This is a genomic window from Pseudomonas sp. ME-P-057 (genome assembly GCF_030208975.1).
Taxonomy (GTDB): domain Bacteria; phylum Pseudomonadota; class Gammaproteobacteria; order Pseudomonadales; family Pseudomonadaceae; genus Aquipseudomonas; species Aquipseudomonas lutea.
Genome location: NZ_JARVSX010000031.1, coordinates 17,247 through 32,196 on the forward strand (window position 1 = coordinate 17,247; position 14,950 = coordinate 32,196).

A 14,950-nucleotide genomic window follows, 5' to 3' on the forward strand; every position below is an offset into this window, starting at 1 on the left:
GAAAGACAGCGGAGCCATTGAAGAGGGATTGGCCAACGGTGCTGCCGTTCAGGCAGCCGCCGTTGGACCGATGTATCACTTGCTGGCGAGCAATGCTTCGATTTCTTTGACCTTGGCTTCGACAAGGCCTGGGTCACGACGGCTTTCGACGTTCAGGCGCAGCAAAGGCTCGGTGTTCGAACCGCGCAGGTTGAAACGCCACTCGGCGAATTCAAGGCTGATGCCGTCGGTTTTGTCGATGTTCGAGCAGGACGGGGAGTAATGATCGAAGATCTTGGCGATGACGGTTTTGACGTCGTCGACCTTGTAGTTGATTTCGCCGCTGCACGGGTAAGCCGCCATGCGCTCGTCAACCAGCTGCGAGAACTTCTTGCCGGATACCGACATCAACGCAGCGACCAACAGCCAAGGGATCATGCCGCTGTCGCAGTATGCGAAATCGCGGAAATAATGGTGTGCACTCATCTCGCCACCGTAGACAGCGTCTTCCAGGCGCATGCGCTCCTTGATGAACGCGTGACCGGTTTTGCACAGCACTGGCGTACCGCCCGCTTGCTCGACCTGGTCAATCGTGTTCCAGGTCAGTCGCGGATCGTGGATGATCTTCGAACCCGGATGTTGCTTGAGCAGCATCTCGGCCAGCAAGCCAACCAGGTAATAGCCCTCTACGAAACGACCCTGTTCGTCAAAGAAGAAGCAGCGGTCGAAGTCACCGTCCCAGGCCAGACCCAGATCGCAACCGTGCTTGAGCAGCGCGTCGCGGGTGATGCTGCGATTTTCCGGCAGCAGCGGGTTGGGTACGCCGTTCGGGAAGTTGCCATCCGGTTCCGCGTTGATGATCACCCATTCGAACGGCAGCTGGGCGCGGATAGCGTCCAGCGCAGGACCCACTGCACCGTTGCCCGGATCGGCGAGAATTTTCAACGGACGAAGCTCGGCGCCTTTGACATAGGTCAGCAGGTGCTCGATGTAAGCGGTTTTATCCGGCTTGGACTGGACACTACCGTGCTGAGCTGCAGCCTGACCGAAATCGCCTGCATCAACGCGCTGGCGAATGGCATCCAGGCCGGTATCACCGCTGATGGGACGGGACGATTTCTGCACAAGCTTCATGCCGTTATAACCCTTCGGGTTATGACTGGCGGTAACCATCACACCGCCGTCTGCGGCGTAGTGGCTTGTCGCGAAATACACTTCCTCGGTCCCACACAGGCCGATGTCAATGACATCTGCGCCGGCTTCCTGGATCCCTTTGATCAAGGCCTGAGCCAACGCCGGGCTTTCGAGACGCATGTCTCGGCCCACCACGATATTTTTGGCACCCAGCTCAACGACCATGGACCGCCCGATGCGGTACGCAATGTCGTCATCCAGATCATTGGGCACCTGACCCCGGATGTCGTAGGCCTTGAAGCAGCGAGTCTCAATAGCAGGAAAGTCCGAACTCATGTGTAGATACCTATGCGACGAAAAAAACCCGAAGGTTCCTCTGTTCAGTAAAAGCAGCTCAATGGCGAACTGCACGCAACCCTCGCGCCTGACAGCTTGAGGCGTGGGTTAGGCATTGAAAAAGAAGATTAGTTATAGAGGCGCTTGTAATTATCTTTGGCGCGAGCCGTGACAGCCGCGCGCAGCGATTCTATCAGGGCAAACGTGACGCCTTGGGCTTCTTGCGCAGCCGCGCGACTGAAACCAAAAGCGGGCCGATCATCATGCCCACCAACAACGCGAAGATCACCGGCACAGCAACGGGCAACTCAGGCGCATTCCAGCCGAAAAATACCAGAGCGAAGCTTTGCTGGTTTTCCAGCACGAATACGACAATCGCCGCTGCGATCAACAGGTCGATGAGAATAAAGATCAGGCGTTTAAGGTTTCGCATGAGAACTCCTCAAAGAGCTATTGGAGCTCATGCTCCTCTTCTTCGTTCACCCGGTCACGGAGCTCTTTACCTGGCTTGAAGTGCGGGACGAACTTGCCGTCAAGGCTGACGGATTGTCCTGTCTTGGGATTGCGACCCACGCGGGGTGCGCGATAGTGAAGGGAAAAGCTGCCGAAGCCGCGTATTTCAATACGGTCGCCCGTCGCAAGGCACTGCGACATCTGCTCAAGCATGGTCTTGATGGCCAACTCCACATCTTTGGATGAGAGCAGTCCTTGATGGGTGACAATTCGTTCGATCAACTCCGACTTCGTCATATTTTTCCCTTCTTTTTCAAGCAGCTAGGTAAAGCGCTTTGAAGGTTTTAGCATGACCTGAGACATTTGAACAGTCTGTGTCCAGAGTTAAATGAGTCCGATTCGAAGAACTTGAGAAGCAAGCTACTGAATCGCTCATCAACCGAGGTGCGAGGCAAGACTTGAGGCTGTGCGTCCGCCGTTAGCGGACACTGCGCAGCCAGAAAGCAAAACCATCCGCCCACAAAAAAGGGCGACCGAAGTCGCCCTTTTTGAATGGTCAGACAGAACTTAGTTCTGCTTTTCCATTTGAGCACGCAGCAGGTCACCCAGAGTGGTAGGACCAGTGCTTTCAGCGGCTTCAGGCTTGCTACGCAGGCTCTGAATCGCTTCTTTCTCGTCTTCAACGTCTTTCGACTTGATGGACAAGCTGATCACGCGGCTCTTGCGGTCAACGCTGATGATCTTGGCTTCGATCTCTTCGCCTTCTTTCAGAACGTTACGCGCGTCTTCAACGCGGTCACGGCTGATTTCGGAAGCTTTGAGGGTCGCTTCGATGTCGTCGGCCAGAGTGATGATGGCGCCTTTGGCGTCAACTTCTTTAACGATACCGCGGACGATAGCGCCTTTGTCATTGACAGTGACGTACTCGGAGAACGGATCGCTTTCCAGCTGCTTGATACCCAGCGAGATGCGCTCACGCTCTGGATCAACCGACAGGATCACGGTGTCAAGCTCGTCGCCCTTCTTGAAACGACGTACGGCTTCTTCGCCCACTTCGTTCCAGGAGATGTCGGACAGGTGAACCAGGCCGTCGATGCCGCCGTCCAGACCAATGAAGATACCGAAATCGGTAATCGACTTGATGGTGCCGGAGATCTTGTCGCCCTTGTTGAACTGGCCAGAGAAATCTTCCCACGGGTTAGATTTGCACTGCTTGATGCCCAGGGAGATACGACGACGCTCTTCGTCGATGTCCAGAACCATGACTTCCACTTCATCGCCAACCTGAACGACTTTCGAAGGGTGGATGTTCTTGTTGGTCCAGTCCATTTCGGAAACGTGTACCAGGCCTTCCACGCCTTCTTCCAGCTCTGCGAAGCAGCCGTAGTCGGTCAGGTTGGTAACGCGAGCGGTGACACGAGTGCCTTCCGGGTAACGCGCCTTGATAGCAACCCATGGGTCTTCGCCCAGTTGCTTCAGACCCAGGGAAACACGATTGCGCTCGCGATCGTACTTCAGGACCTTGACATCGATCTCGTCGCCAACGTTGACGATTTCAGATGGATGCTTGATGCGCTTCCAGGCCATGTCCGTGATGTGCAGCAGGCCATCGACGCCACCCAGATCGACGAATGCGCCGTAATCGGTGAGGTTCTTGACGATACCCTTGACCTGTTGGCCTTCCTGCAGCGATTCCAGCAGAGCTTCGCGCTCGGCGCTGTTTTCGGCTTCCAGGACACTGCGCCGGGAAACGACAACGTTGTTGCGCTTCTGGTCCAGCTTGATGACCTTGAATTCCAGCTCTTTGCCTTCCAGGTGCGTGGTGTCGCGCACTGGACGGACGTCAACCAGAGAACCTGGCAGGAACGCACGGATGCCGTTAACGTCGACTGTGAAGCCGCCTTTAACCTTACCGTTGATAACGCCCTTGACCACTTCTTCAGCTGCGAAAGCCGCTTCCAGAACGATCCAGCACTCTGCACGCTTGGCTTTTTCGCGGGACAGCTTGGTTTCGCCAAAGCCGTCTTCGACCGCGTCCAGCGCAACGTGGACTTCATCGCCAATCTTGATGGTCAGCTCGCCAGCATCGTTGTGGAACTGCTCCAGCGGGATGAGGCCTTCGGACTTCAGACCAGCGTGAACGGTGACCCAACCAGCCTGGTAATCGATATCGACGATGATCGCGGTGATGATCGAACCGGCCTGAAGGTTAAGGGTCTTTAGGCTTTCTTCGAAAAGTTCAGCAAAGCTTTCGCTCATTTTAATTCCTGTTGATAAGGGCGAAGAAAACGCCCATCTGCCACGCTCCAGACAACGTGGGTTTCGTTCATATGAAAGAAAGCCTGCGGGACTATGACTGGTCTCCCACATGGCTCTCTGGTCATCCGGCGAGATCGCGGAGTGCGACTTCGCTCAGGATGCGTTCCAACACCTGCTCGATGGATAATTCGGTGGAATCCAGCTGAATGGCGTCATGCGCCGGCTTTAGCGGGGCTACCGCTCGCTGGGTGTCGCGCTCGTCGCGGACACGGATCTCATCTAGCAGACTCGGCAGACTAACATCGTCACCCTTGGCCTTCAACTGCAAATATCGCCGGCGGGCACGCTCTTCGACGCTGGCGGTCAGAAATACCTTCAGGGGCGCGGCAGGGAAGACCACTGTGCCCATGTCCCGTCCGTCGGCTATCAGGCCGGGGAACTCCTGAAAGGCCCGCTGACGCTGCAGCAATGCTTCGCGCACGGCTGGCAGCGAGGCGATTTTCGATGCACCGCTGCCGACCTGCTCGTTGCGGATGGCCAGGGTTACATCCTCGCCCTCCAGAATAATGCGCTGACCATGGTCGTCGGTTGACGCCATGAACTGCACGTCCAGATGCGCCGCGAGCAGCTTCAGCGCTTCTTCATTGGTCAGGTCGACGCGATGATTGACGGCGGCAAAAGCCAGCAGCCGATACAGCGCGCCAGAATCCAGCAGCGACCACCCCAGACGTTTGGCCAGCTTGCCGGCCACCGTGCCCTTCCCGGAACCGCTGGGTCCGTCGATCGTAATGACCGGAGCTTGAACTTTCACGATTGCCCCTCTTGCGTTACACGAATACCCACCTGCGCACAGAGCGTCAGGAAACTGGGAAAAGAAGTCGCCACAGCGGCGCAGCCCTGAATGTGGATCGGGCTGGCCGCACGCAGCGACGCGATACTGAATGCCATGGCAATGCGCGGATCGGCCTCGGCATTGATTTCACCACCACCCATGGCCCCACCATCAATAATGATGCCATCTGCGGTGACTTCGACAGCAATGCCTAACGTTGCCAGACCGTCGGCCATGATCCTGATCCGGTCGGACTCACTGGCGCGCAACGCCCGAGCGCCACGCAGCACCGTTCGTCCTTCGGCACAGGCTGCAGCAATAAAGATGGCGGGGAAATCGTCAGTGGCCAACGGCACCAGCCCCTGAGGAATGGTGATGCCCTTGAGAGGCGCATGGCGCACGTGGAGATCGGCTACCGGCTCCGCGCCGGCTTCTCGCGGGTTTTGCAGCGTGATGTCCGCCCCCATCAGGCGCAGAACATCAATCACCCCCGCGCGCGTCGGATTGACGCCCACGCCTTCAAGAAGCAACTCGGAACCCGGGGCAATGGAGGCCGCCACCAGAAAAAACGCCGCTGAAGAGAGGTCGGCAGGGACGTCGATGCGCGACGGCGTAAGCGCTCTCCCCGGCCGGACAGAGACACTATCGTCTTCGGCTGAAATCAGGCGGCCGAATCCTTGCAGCATGCGCTCGGTGTGGTCTCGGGTGGGCGCCGGCTCGTGCACCACTGTTGTGCCCTCGGCATAAAGACCGGCCAGCAACAATGCGGATTTCACCTGAGCACTCGGCAGCGGCATGTCATAGCGGATCGCTGTCAGCGAATGCCCGCCGCGGAGGGTCAAGGGCGGCCGACTGTTTACTGCCGTTTCGATCACGGCGCCCATCCGACGCAGCGGCTCGATGACCCGCTCCATCGAGCGCCGGGACAGCGAGGCATCGCCGGTCAGCTGGCTGTCAAAACGCTGCCCAGCCAGTAGGCCGCACAGCAAACGCATCGACGTTCCCGAGTTGCCGAGGTAGATGGGGCCCGGCGCGGGTTGCAGGCCATCAAGGCCTACGCCGTGAATCGTGAGGCGGCCTTGCTGGGGTCCTTCGATGACCACGCCCATGTCACGGAACGCCTGCACCGTCGCCAGCGCGTCTTCGTTTTCGAGAACGCCTTCGACGACCGTCGTCCCCGTGGCGAGCGAGCCCAGCATGATCGCGCGGTGGGAAATGGACTTGTCACCGGGCACGCGAACCCGCCCGCAAACCGCGCCGCCCGGCCGGGCGACAAAAGTCAGGTCGGCGGGCGCTGCCGGCTCGACATAAGCCCGGCGTTCGAGAATCTTGCCAAAATGCTCTCTGGCCACCCGCGCACGCGTAAATACGCCCAGCAATTGATGACCATCGCCCGCGTCTACGGCATCCCGCAGCGCATCAAGGTCGCTGCGGAAGGTATCAAGCGTGCGCAGGACAGCTTCGCGATTGGCCAGGAAGATGTCGTGCCACATGACCGGGTCGCTCCCGGCAATGCGGGTGAAATCGCGGAAACCACCGGCTGCGTAACGGAAAATATCGAGGTTCTCGTTGCGCTTGGCCAGCGAATCCACCAGCCCAAACGCCAGCAAATGCGGCAGATGACTGGTCGCCGCGAGGACTTCATCGTGCCGTTCGACCTGCATGTGCTCAACGTCCGCACCCAGCGCCGACCACATTCTGTGGACCAGCGACAAAGCCAACGGATCGGTATCGGCCAGGGGTGTGAGGATTACTTTGTGGCGCTTGAACAACTGAGCGTTGGAGGCTTCCACCCCGCTCTGCTCGGAGCCCGCGATCGGGTGGCCGGGCACAAAGCGCGCCGGCATCACGCCAAACGCCTCACGGGCGGCGCGTACGACATTGCCCTTGGCGCTGCCGACGTCCGTCAGCACAGCGTCGCCCAGCTCCAGGCCAGCCAGTACGCCGAGGAGCTTCTCCATTGCCAGGATAGGAACGGCGAGCTGGATAACGTCAGCACCTACACAAGCGGCGGCAAGATTGTCTTCGCAGCGGTCGACTACGCCCAGCTCAACAGCCAGCTTGCGCGATTGAGGGTCAAGATCAACGCCGACCACCTCACGGCAAAGGCCACTTTCTTTCAAGCCTTTGGCGAACGAACCCCCGATCAGGCCGAGACCAACCACCACAAGACGGCCTATCACGGGCGTCGCGGTTTGCAACGGCATGATATCAACCACGCCCCAGAACCTTGCTCAGCGCCTCAAGGAAACGTTCGTTTTCAGCCGGCAAACCGATGCTCACCCGCAAGTGATTCGGCATTCCGTAACCGCCGACGGGACGAACGATCACGCCTTCGCGCAGCAAGGCTTCGTACACCGGCGCGGCCTCCTGACCCAGGTCCACGGCAATGAAGTTGGCGCGGGATGGAATCCAGCCCAGGCCGATCTGGCGAAGACCCGCTTCCATCTGCTGCATGCCGGACGCGTTCGAGCGGCGGCTCTGCGCAACATAATCGGTGTCATCCAGCGCAGCGCAGGCAGCGGCGAGCGCGAGGCTGTTGACATTGAACGGCTGACGCACGCGATTCAACACATCGGCCACGACAGGTGAGGACAGCGCATACCCGACACGCAAAGAGGCCAGGCCATAGGCTTTGGAAAACGTGCGCGACACCAGCAGATTCGGGTAGTCGTTCAGGAAGTCGAGCCCGTCCGGCAGGTCGGTACCTTCGGCATACTCGATATAAGCCTCGTCCAGAACCACAAGGACGTTCTTCGGCACTTTCGCCAGGAAGTCGGCCAACGCATCCGCGCCGAACCAGGTACCGGTGGGATTGTTCGGATTGGCAATGAAGACCACCCGCGTATGGCTGTCGATCAAAGCCAGCATGGCGGGCAAATCGTGCCCCCAATTTCTGGCTTTCGCTACATGGGCACGGGCACCTACGGCCTGAGTGACGATCGGGTAGATGGCAAACGCATGCTCGCTGAATACCGCATTGAGGCCCGGCGCCAGATAGGCTCGGGCGACGATTTCGAGAATGTCGTTGGAGCCGTTGCCCAGCGTCACTTGCTCAGCGTTCACGCCGCAAGCCTGCGACAGCCGCTGCTTGAGCTCGAAACCGTTGCCGTCGGGGTAGCGAGTCAGTTCCGCCAGCGCGTCGTTGAGCGCCTTCAGCACGTTGGGGCCTGGGCCCGACGGGTTTTCGTTGCTCGCAAGCTTGATGATGCGCGCCGGATCAATGCCCAGCTCACGCGCCAGCTCGTCCACCGGCTTGCCGGGAACGTAAGGCGATAATTTTTGCACGCCGGGCTGTGCCAGCGCGAGGAAGTCGCCGCTCATGTACCGCTATACCTTTTCTGATCTTGACGAGAAGCGTCCGCGCAGCCGGTCACCAAGACACGCTGCGCGGGGTCGAACGCTGAATCAAAGCACAGCCTTGGGATACGAACCCAGCACCTTGAGCGCCACGGCTTCCTGGCTGATCTGCTCAAGCACGGCCTTGATCAACGGGTCGCGATAGTGCCCGACGAAGTCGATGAAAAACACGTAGGTCCATTTACCGCTTCGCGACGGACGCGTCTCGATGCGCGTCAGGTCAATGCCGTTCTGATGGAACGGCACCAGCAATTCATGCAGGGCACCCGGCTTGTTGCTCATCGACACAATGATCGATGTTTTGTCATCGCCAGTGGGCGGCACTTCCTGATTGCCAATCATGAGGAAGCGCGTGGAGTTGTCCGGGCGGTCCTCGATCTTCTCGGCAATGCGGGTCAGACCATAGAGGCCTGCGGCCATGTCACCGGCGATGGCTGCCGAGTTCCATTCGCCCTTGACCCGCTTGGCCGCCTCGGCATTGCTGGCAACAGCGATGCGCTCGACGTTCGGGTAGTGCGCGTCCAGCCACTTGCGGCATTGCGCCAGCGACTGTGCATGGGAATAGATACGGCTGATGCTGTCGGTTTTGGTGTTCTCGCCGACCAGCAGGTGATGGTGGATCCGCAGCTCGACTTCGCCGCAGATGACCATGTCATGCTCGAGGAAGCTGTCCAGGGTGTGGTTAACCGCACCTTCGGTGGAGTTTTCCACCGGGACCACACCAAAGTTGACCGCGCCGGCGACCACTTCACGGAACACTTCATCAATGGCCGCCATCGGCTTGCTGATGACGGCATGGCCAAAGTGCTTCAGCGCAGCAGCCTGGGTGAAGGTGCCCTCAGGACCGAGATAGGCGATCTTGAGCGGCTGCTCCAACGCCAGGCACGAAGACATGATCTCGCGAAACAGCCGCGCCATTTCTTCATTGCTCAACGGACCGCGGTTGCGCTCCATCACCCGTTTGAGCACCGCTGCTTCACGCTCGGGGCGATAAAACACCGGCTCTTCTCCAGCGGCCAGATTGGCCATCTTGACCCGGGCAACTTCCTGGGCACAGCGAGCGCGCTCGCTGATCAGCTCCAGCACTTTCTCGTCCAGGCTGTCGATGCGAACCCGCAGCGCCTTGAGCTCTTGTTCAGACATTAGCCGTGTTCCTTCTCGAACTCTGCCATGTACGCAGTCAGTGCATTGACCGCCGCGATGTCGATGGCGTTGTAGATAGAGGCGCGCATGCCGCCGACCGAACGGTGACCCTTGAGGTTCAACAGATTCCGTGCTTCGGCGCCAGCCAGGAAAGGCTTGTCGAGGCGATCATCGGCCAGACGGAACGGCACGTTCATCCACGAGCGATCCGACGGATTGATCGGGTTGCTGTACAAGCCGCTGGCGTCGATGAAGTCGTACAGCGTGCGCTGCTTGATGTCGTTGCGCTTGGCCATTGCCTCCACGCCGCCCTGCTCTTTCAGCCATTCGAAGACCAGGCCGGACAGGTACCACGCCAGCGTGGGCGGCGTGTTGTACATGGAGCCGTTGTCGGCAGCCACTTTGTAGTTGAGCATCGTCGGGCACAGCGAACGTGCGCGACCCAGCAGGTCCTCGCGGATGATCGCTACAACAATGCCACTCGGGCCGATGTTCTTCTGCGCCCCGGCGAAGATCATCCCGAAGCGCGACACGTCGACCGGGCGGGAGAGAATGTCCGAAGACATGTCAGCCACCAGAGGGACGTCGCCGGTGTCGGGAATCCCGTTGAATTGCAGACCGCCGATGGTTTCATTGGACACGTAATGAACGTAGGCAGCGTCCCTGGACAGCTTCCACTCACTCTGGTCGGGAATGGCGAAGTAATCATGAGCCTTGGCGCTGGCGGCCACATTGATGTTGCCGTAACGGGATGCCTCTTCAACCGCTTTCTGAGACCAGATGCCGGTTTCGATGTAATCGGCCGTGCCGTTTTCGGGCAGCAGGTTCAGTGGAACCTGAGCAAACTGCTGACTGGCGCCGCCTTGAAGAAACAGCACTTTGTACTGGGAAGGGATCGACAGCAGATCGCGCAAATCCTGCTCCGCCTTGGTGGCGATGGAGACGAACTCGTCGCTGCGATGGCTCATCTCCATGACCGACAGGCCTTTGCCATGCCAGTCAAGAAGTTCGGCCTGGGCACGCAGCAGAACGGCTTCAGGGAGCGCGGCAGGACCTGCGCAGAAGTTAAAGGCTCGCTTGCTCATATCCACTCTCGTCGTGTCACGGGTTTAATTTGGAACGGGTGAAATGCGGGGGATGCACTGAGGCTCTGAGTGACGCCTCTTTGTGACCGGAACGTTGACCGTCGCTTTGGTCAGCCCCAGAAAGAGGGGCTGTCACCAGCCCCCCGTTTGAACGTTACTGCTGAGGCTCTTCATCGTCGGCGGCGGTATCCGCTGGCAGGTCGTCGGCGGACTCGTCGGTATCAACGGCGCCGATGACCGCGTCATCGGCTTCTTCGCCTTCGAACACTTCACCTTCCAGCTCTTCGCCTTCGATTTCCGATGGCTCCTGCACACGTTCCAGCCCGACCAGTTTCTCGTCCTTGGCCAGTTTGATCAGGGTCACGCCCTGGGTGTTACGGCCCAGGCTCGAAACTTCACCGACGCGGGTACGCACCAGCGTGCCCTGGTCGGAGATCAGCATGATCTCTTCGCCTTCCTGCACTTGAACGGCGCCGACCAGACGGCCGTTACGCTCGTTGCTGACCATGGCGATGACGCCCTGCCCGCCACGCTTGTATTCAGGGAACTCGGTGATCGCGGTGCGCTTGCCATAGCCACGCTCGGACGCGGTCAGAATCTGGCTGCCCTGCTCCGGGATCAACATGGAAATCAGCTTCTGCCCTTCCGGCAGTCGCATACCGCGTACACCGCGGGCCGTACGGCCCATGGCGCGCACTTCGGATTCCTTGAAGCGGGTCACTTTGCCGCCGTCGGAGAACAGCATGATTTCCTGCTCGCCATCGGTGACGGCGGCAGAAATCAGGATGTCGCCTTCGTCCAGCTCAAGGGCAATCAGGCCGACGCTGCGCTGACGGCTGAACGCTACCAGCGGGGTCTTCTTGACGGTACCGTTGGCGGTCGACATGAAGATGAACGGGGCCTTCTTCTTGTCGGCGGCTTTGATACGCGCCTTACGCTCTTCTTCGGTCTCGTTGCTGTTCTCGAGGTCTTCAGCCTCGACGTCCACGCCCTCGGCTTCTTCTTCGTCAGCCCGCTTGCGCATGGCTTCAAGATCGACCGGCAACATGGTGGTGATGTATTCGCCTTCGCTCAACGGCAACAGGTTGACCAGCGGACGACCACGGGCAGCGCGGGAGGCTTCCGGGATCTCGTAGGTCTTGAGCCAGTACACCTTGCCTTTGCTGGAGAACATCAGCAGCGTGGTGTGGCTGTTGGCGACCAGCAAGTGAGCGATGTAGTCCTCATCCTTGACGCCGGTCGCCGATTTGCCTTTGCCGCCGCGACGCTGGGCCTGATAGACGGCCAGCGGTTGAGTCTTGGCGTAGCCACCGTGGGAGATGGTCACGACGCGTTCTTCTTCGGGGATCATGTCGCCGAGGGTCAGGTCCAGGCGCGCATCGAGGATCTCGGTGCGGCGCACGTCGCCGTACTCGGCACGGATCAGTTCGAGTTCTTCGCGGATGACTTCCATCAGGCGGGTAGCGCTGTTGAGGATGCGCAGCAGCTCGCCGATCTGAGTCAGGATTTCCTGGTACTCGGTCAGCAGCTTCTCGTGTTCCAGGCCGGTCAAGCGGTGCAGACGCAATTCAAGAATCGCCTGCGCCTGTTCCGGCGACAGGAAATACTTGCCATCACGCATGCCGTACTTGGGATCGAGGTTCTCCGGGCGGGACGATTCGGCGCCTGCGCGCTCGACCATCTCGACCACGGCGCTGGATTCCCACGGCGTGCTTATCAGACCTTCTTTAGCCTCGGCCGGGGTCGGCGAGGCTTTGATGAGAGCGATGACCGGGTCGATGTTGGACAGGGCAACCGCCTGACCTTCAAGGATGTGACCGCGCTCGCGGGCCTTGCGCAGTTCGAACACCGTGCGACGGGTGACGACTTCGCGACGGTGACGGATGAAGGCTTCCAGCAGGTCCTTGAGGTTCAGGATGCGTGGACGGCCGTCGATCAGCGCAACAATGTTGATGCCGAAAACGCTTTGCAGCTGGGTCTGGGCGTACAGGTTGTTGAGGATGACCTCAGGTACTTCACCACGACGCAGCTCGATGACCACGCGCATGCCGTCCTTGTCGGACTCGTCGCGCAGTTCAGTGATGCCTTCAAGCTTCTTCTCTTTGACCAGCTCGGCGATCTTCTCGATCAGACGCGCCTTGTTCAGCTGGTACGGCAGTTCGGTGATAACGATCTGCTGGCGGCCACCGACCTTGTCGATGTCTTCGACAATGGAACGGGCGCGCATGTAGATGCGGCCTCGGCCAGTCTTGTAGGCCTCGACGATGCCGGCACGGCCATTGATGATCGCGGCGGTAGGAAAGTCGGGACCGGGGATGTATTGCATCAACTCGTCGACGGTGAGGTCGCCGTTGTCGATCAGCGCCAGACAGCCGTCGATGACTTCACCGAGGTTGTGGGGCGGGATGTTGGTCGCCATGCCAACGGCAATACCGCTTGAGCCGTTGACCAGCAGATTGGGGATACGGGTCGGCATGACCGCGGGGATCTGTTCGGTGCCGTCATAGTTCGGCACCCAGTCCACGGTTTCCTTGTGCAGGTCGGCCAGCAGCTCATGGGCCAGCTTGGTCATGCGCACTTCGGTGTATCGCATGGCAGCGGCGTTGTCGCCGTCTACCGAGCCGAAGTTGCCCTGGCCGTCTACCAGCAGGTAGCGCAGGGAAAACGGCTGGGCCATACGAACGATGGTGTCGTAGACCGCAGTGTCACCGTGCGGGTGGTACTTACCGATGACGTCACCGACCACACGGGCGGATTTCTTGTACGGCTTGTTCCAGTCGTTACCCAGTTCGCTCATCGCGAACAGTACCCGCCGGTGCACGGGCTTCAAGCCGTCGCGCGCATCGGGGAGAGCTCGTCCGACGATGACGCTCATCGCGTAGTCGAGGTAGGACTGCTTCAGCTCGTCTTCGATATTGACCGGGAGGATTTCTTTGGCCAGTTCGCCCATGAGAAGCCTGATTCCTTTTTCTGGTGAAACCTCGTCAGCCATACGGGATAAACGAGGCTTGCCGCTGCCGACGATTGTCATGCAGCGACTTATGACAAATCAGCGAGTTATGCCATGAATGTGAGCAGTCACAGGGACCGCTGGACGGTCCTCTGGAAAGCGCCGGATGTTACCACAATCGCCGTCAGGCACGAACTGTTTGCAGGCGCCACAGACACACCATTTTCGCAGCAGACGGCTGAGACGCGCTCACAGGGCCCGATAGCGGGTGTGACGATGAACGGCATTACCGGCGGCAAGGTGATCAATGCAGGCGTTTACGGCACATCAATAACGCCATTTTGGCGGTGTCGGGACGCTCGACGATGCCCTTCTCGGTAACGATGGCGTCGATGAGATCGGCGGGCGTCACGTCAAACACCGGGTTGAACGCATCGACGTCCGCGCCCACGCGCTTGCCGCCCACTTCGAGCAACTCGCGCCCGTCGCGCTCTTCGATGGGAATGTCGTCGCCACTGGCCAGGTTCATGTCGATGGTGGAGCTCGGCGCCACCACCATGAACCGCACGCCATGGTGCATGGCCGCCACTGCCAGTTGATAGGTGCCGATCTTGTTGGCGACGTCGCCATTGGCGGTGATCCGGTCAGCCCCGACGATGACCCAGGTGATGCCCTTGGTTTTCATCAAGTGCGCCGCCGCAGAGTCCGCGTTGAGCGTGACCGGAATGCCTTCGTTGACCAGTTCCCATGCGGTCAACCGGGAGCCCTGCAGCCATGGGCGGGTCTCGTCGGCGTAAACACGCTCGATCATGCCTTCAAGATGAGCCGCGCGAATGACCCCCAGCGCCGTGCCGAATCCGCCGGTCGCCAGCGCCCCGGTGTTGCAATGAGTCAGCACCGTCTGCAGGTTGCCCTGGTGCTTGCGGATCAGTTCGGCACCCAGTTGCGCCATGGTCAGGTTGGCTTCGCGGTCGCTCAAGTGAATGGCCACCGCTTCGGCCTCCATGATCTTGCGCGGATCTTCATGGTCCTTGATGCGGTACAGGCGTTCACGCATGCGGTTCAATGCCCAGAACAGATTGACCGCCGTGGGCCGGGAGTTGGCCAGTAGCTCGAAGTCTTCTTCCAGCGCCATTTGCCAATTGTCGCCCTCGGCCAGGCGATCAATGACTGCCAGGACAATGCCGTAGGCGGCACTGATGCCAATGGCCGGCGCGCCGCGCACAACCATCGTGCGAATAGCCTCGGCCACGCCCTCGGCGCTGGTGTAAGGGTGCCAGGTTTCCTCGAAGGGCAAGACCCGCTGATCCAGCAGGTACAAGGTGCCGTCCCGCCAATCGATGGCCTTTACCTTCTCCGCAGCCAGTAACCGATCGCGCATTGCACACCCCACATGATGAATTTTTGAACGAACCACGC

The 14,950-nt window shown here is 59.7% G+C and carries 11 protein-coding genes; all 11 read right to left on the reverse strand.

What is annotated here, in order from left to right:
- Positions 1 to 75 precede the first annotated feature (75 nt).
- Positions 76 to 1,449, reverse strand: coding sequence for a phosphohexomutase domain-containing protein (locus QRN48_RS16030; RefSeq protein ID WP_285351646.1), 1,374 nt, complete (start codon positions 1,447 to 1,449; stop codon positions 76 to 78).
- A gap of 193 nt (positions 1,450 to 1,642) precedes the next feature.
- Entirely contained in the window at positions 1,643 to 1,882 is a 240-nt protein-coding gene (locus tag QRN48_RS16035; protein ID WP_285351647.1) for a LapA family protein, read from the reverse strand.
- Positions 1,883 to 1,899: 17 nt separating this feature from the next.
- Entirely contained in the window at positions 1,900 to 2,199 is a 300-nt protein-coding gene (ihfB, locus tag QRN48_RS16040; protein ID WP_037011901.1) for an integration host factor subunit beta, read from the reverse strand.
- Between the two features lie 270 nt (positions 2,200 to 2,469).
- Positions 2,470 to 4,161: a 30S ribosomal protein S1 gene (rpsA, locus tag QRN48_RS16045; protein WP_037011903.1), complete on the reverse strand. Its 1,692-nt coding sequence runs from the start codon at positions 4,159 to 4,161 to the stop codon at positions 2,470 to 2,472.
- Between the two features lie 121 nt (positions 4,162 to 4,282).
- The gene (cmk, locus tag QRN48_RS16050) at positions 4,283 to 4,972 is read right to left on the reverse strand and encodes a (d)CMP kinase (protein WP_285351649.1); all 690 of its coding nucleotides are present in this window, start codon (positions 4,970 to 4,972) and stop codon (positions 4,283 to 4,285) included.
- Entirely contained in the window at positions 4,969 to 7,212 is a 2,244-nt protein-coding gene (locus QRN48_RS16055) for a bifunctional prephenate dehydrogenase/3-phosphoshikimate 1-carboxyvinyltransferase (protein WP_285351651.1), read from the reverse strand. Before QRN48_RS16055 ends, cmk begins: the two co-directional genes overlap by 4 nt.
- The gene (gene hisC / locus QRN48_RS16060) at positions 7,205 to 8,317 is read right to left on the reverse strand and encodes a histidinol-phosphate transaminase (RefSeq protein ID WP_285351653.1); all 1,113 of its coding nucleotides are present in this window, start codon (positions 8,315 to 8,317) and stop codon (positions 7,205 to 7,207) included. The genes QRN48_RS16055 and hisC overlap by 8 nt, the downstream gene beginning before the upstream one ends.
- Positions 8,318 to 8,401: 84 nt before the next feature.
- Positions 8,402 to 9,496 carry a prephenate dehydratase gene (gene pheA, locus QRN48_RS16065; RefSeq protein ID WP_191945259.1) on the reverse strand — a complete coding sequence of 365 codons (1,095 nt, stop codon included), beginning with the start codon at positions 9,494 to 9,496 and terminating at the stop codon, positions 8,402 to 8,404.
- Positions 9,496 to 10,581, reverse strand: coding sequence for a 3-phosphoserine/phosphohydroxythreonine transaminase (serC, locus tag QRN48_RS16070; RefSeq protein WP_191945258.1), 1,086 nt, complete (start codon positions 10,579 to 10,581; stop codon positions 9,496 to 9,498). The genes pheA and serC overlap by 1 nt, the downstream gene beginning before the upstream one ends.
- Before the next feature lie 154 nt (positions 10,582 to 10,735).
- A complete protein-coding gene (gyrA, locus tag QRN48_RS16075; RefSeq protein ID WP_191945257.1) occupies positions 10,736 to 13,531 on the reverse strand; it encodes a DNA gyrase subunit A in 2,796 nt (931 codons plus the stop codon).
- A gap of 304 nt (positions 13,532 to 13,835) precedes the next feature.
- Complete coding sequence (gene mtnA / locus QRN48_RS16080) at positions 13,836 to 14,912, reverse strand: S-methyl-5-thioribose-1-phosphate isomerase (RefSeq protein WP_037011912.1); 1,077 nt, start codon at positions 14,910 to 14,912, stop codon at positions 13,836 to 13,838.
- Positions 14,913 to 14,950: the final 38 nt, after the last annotated feature.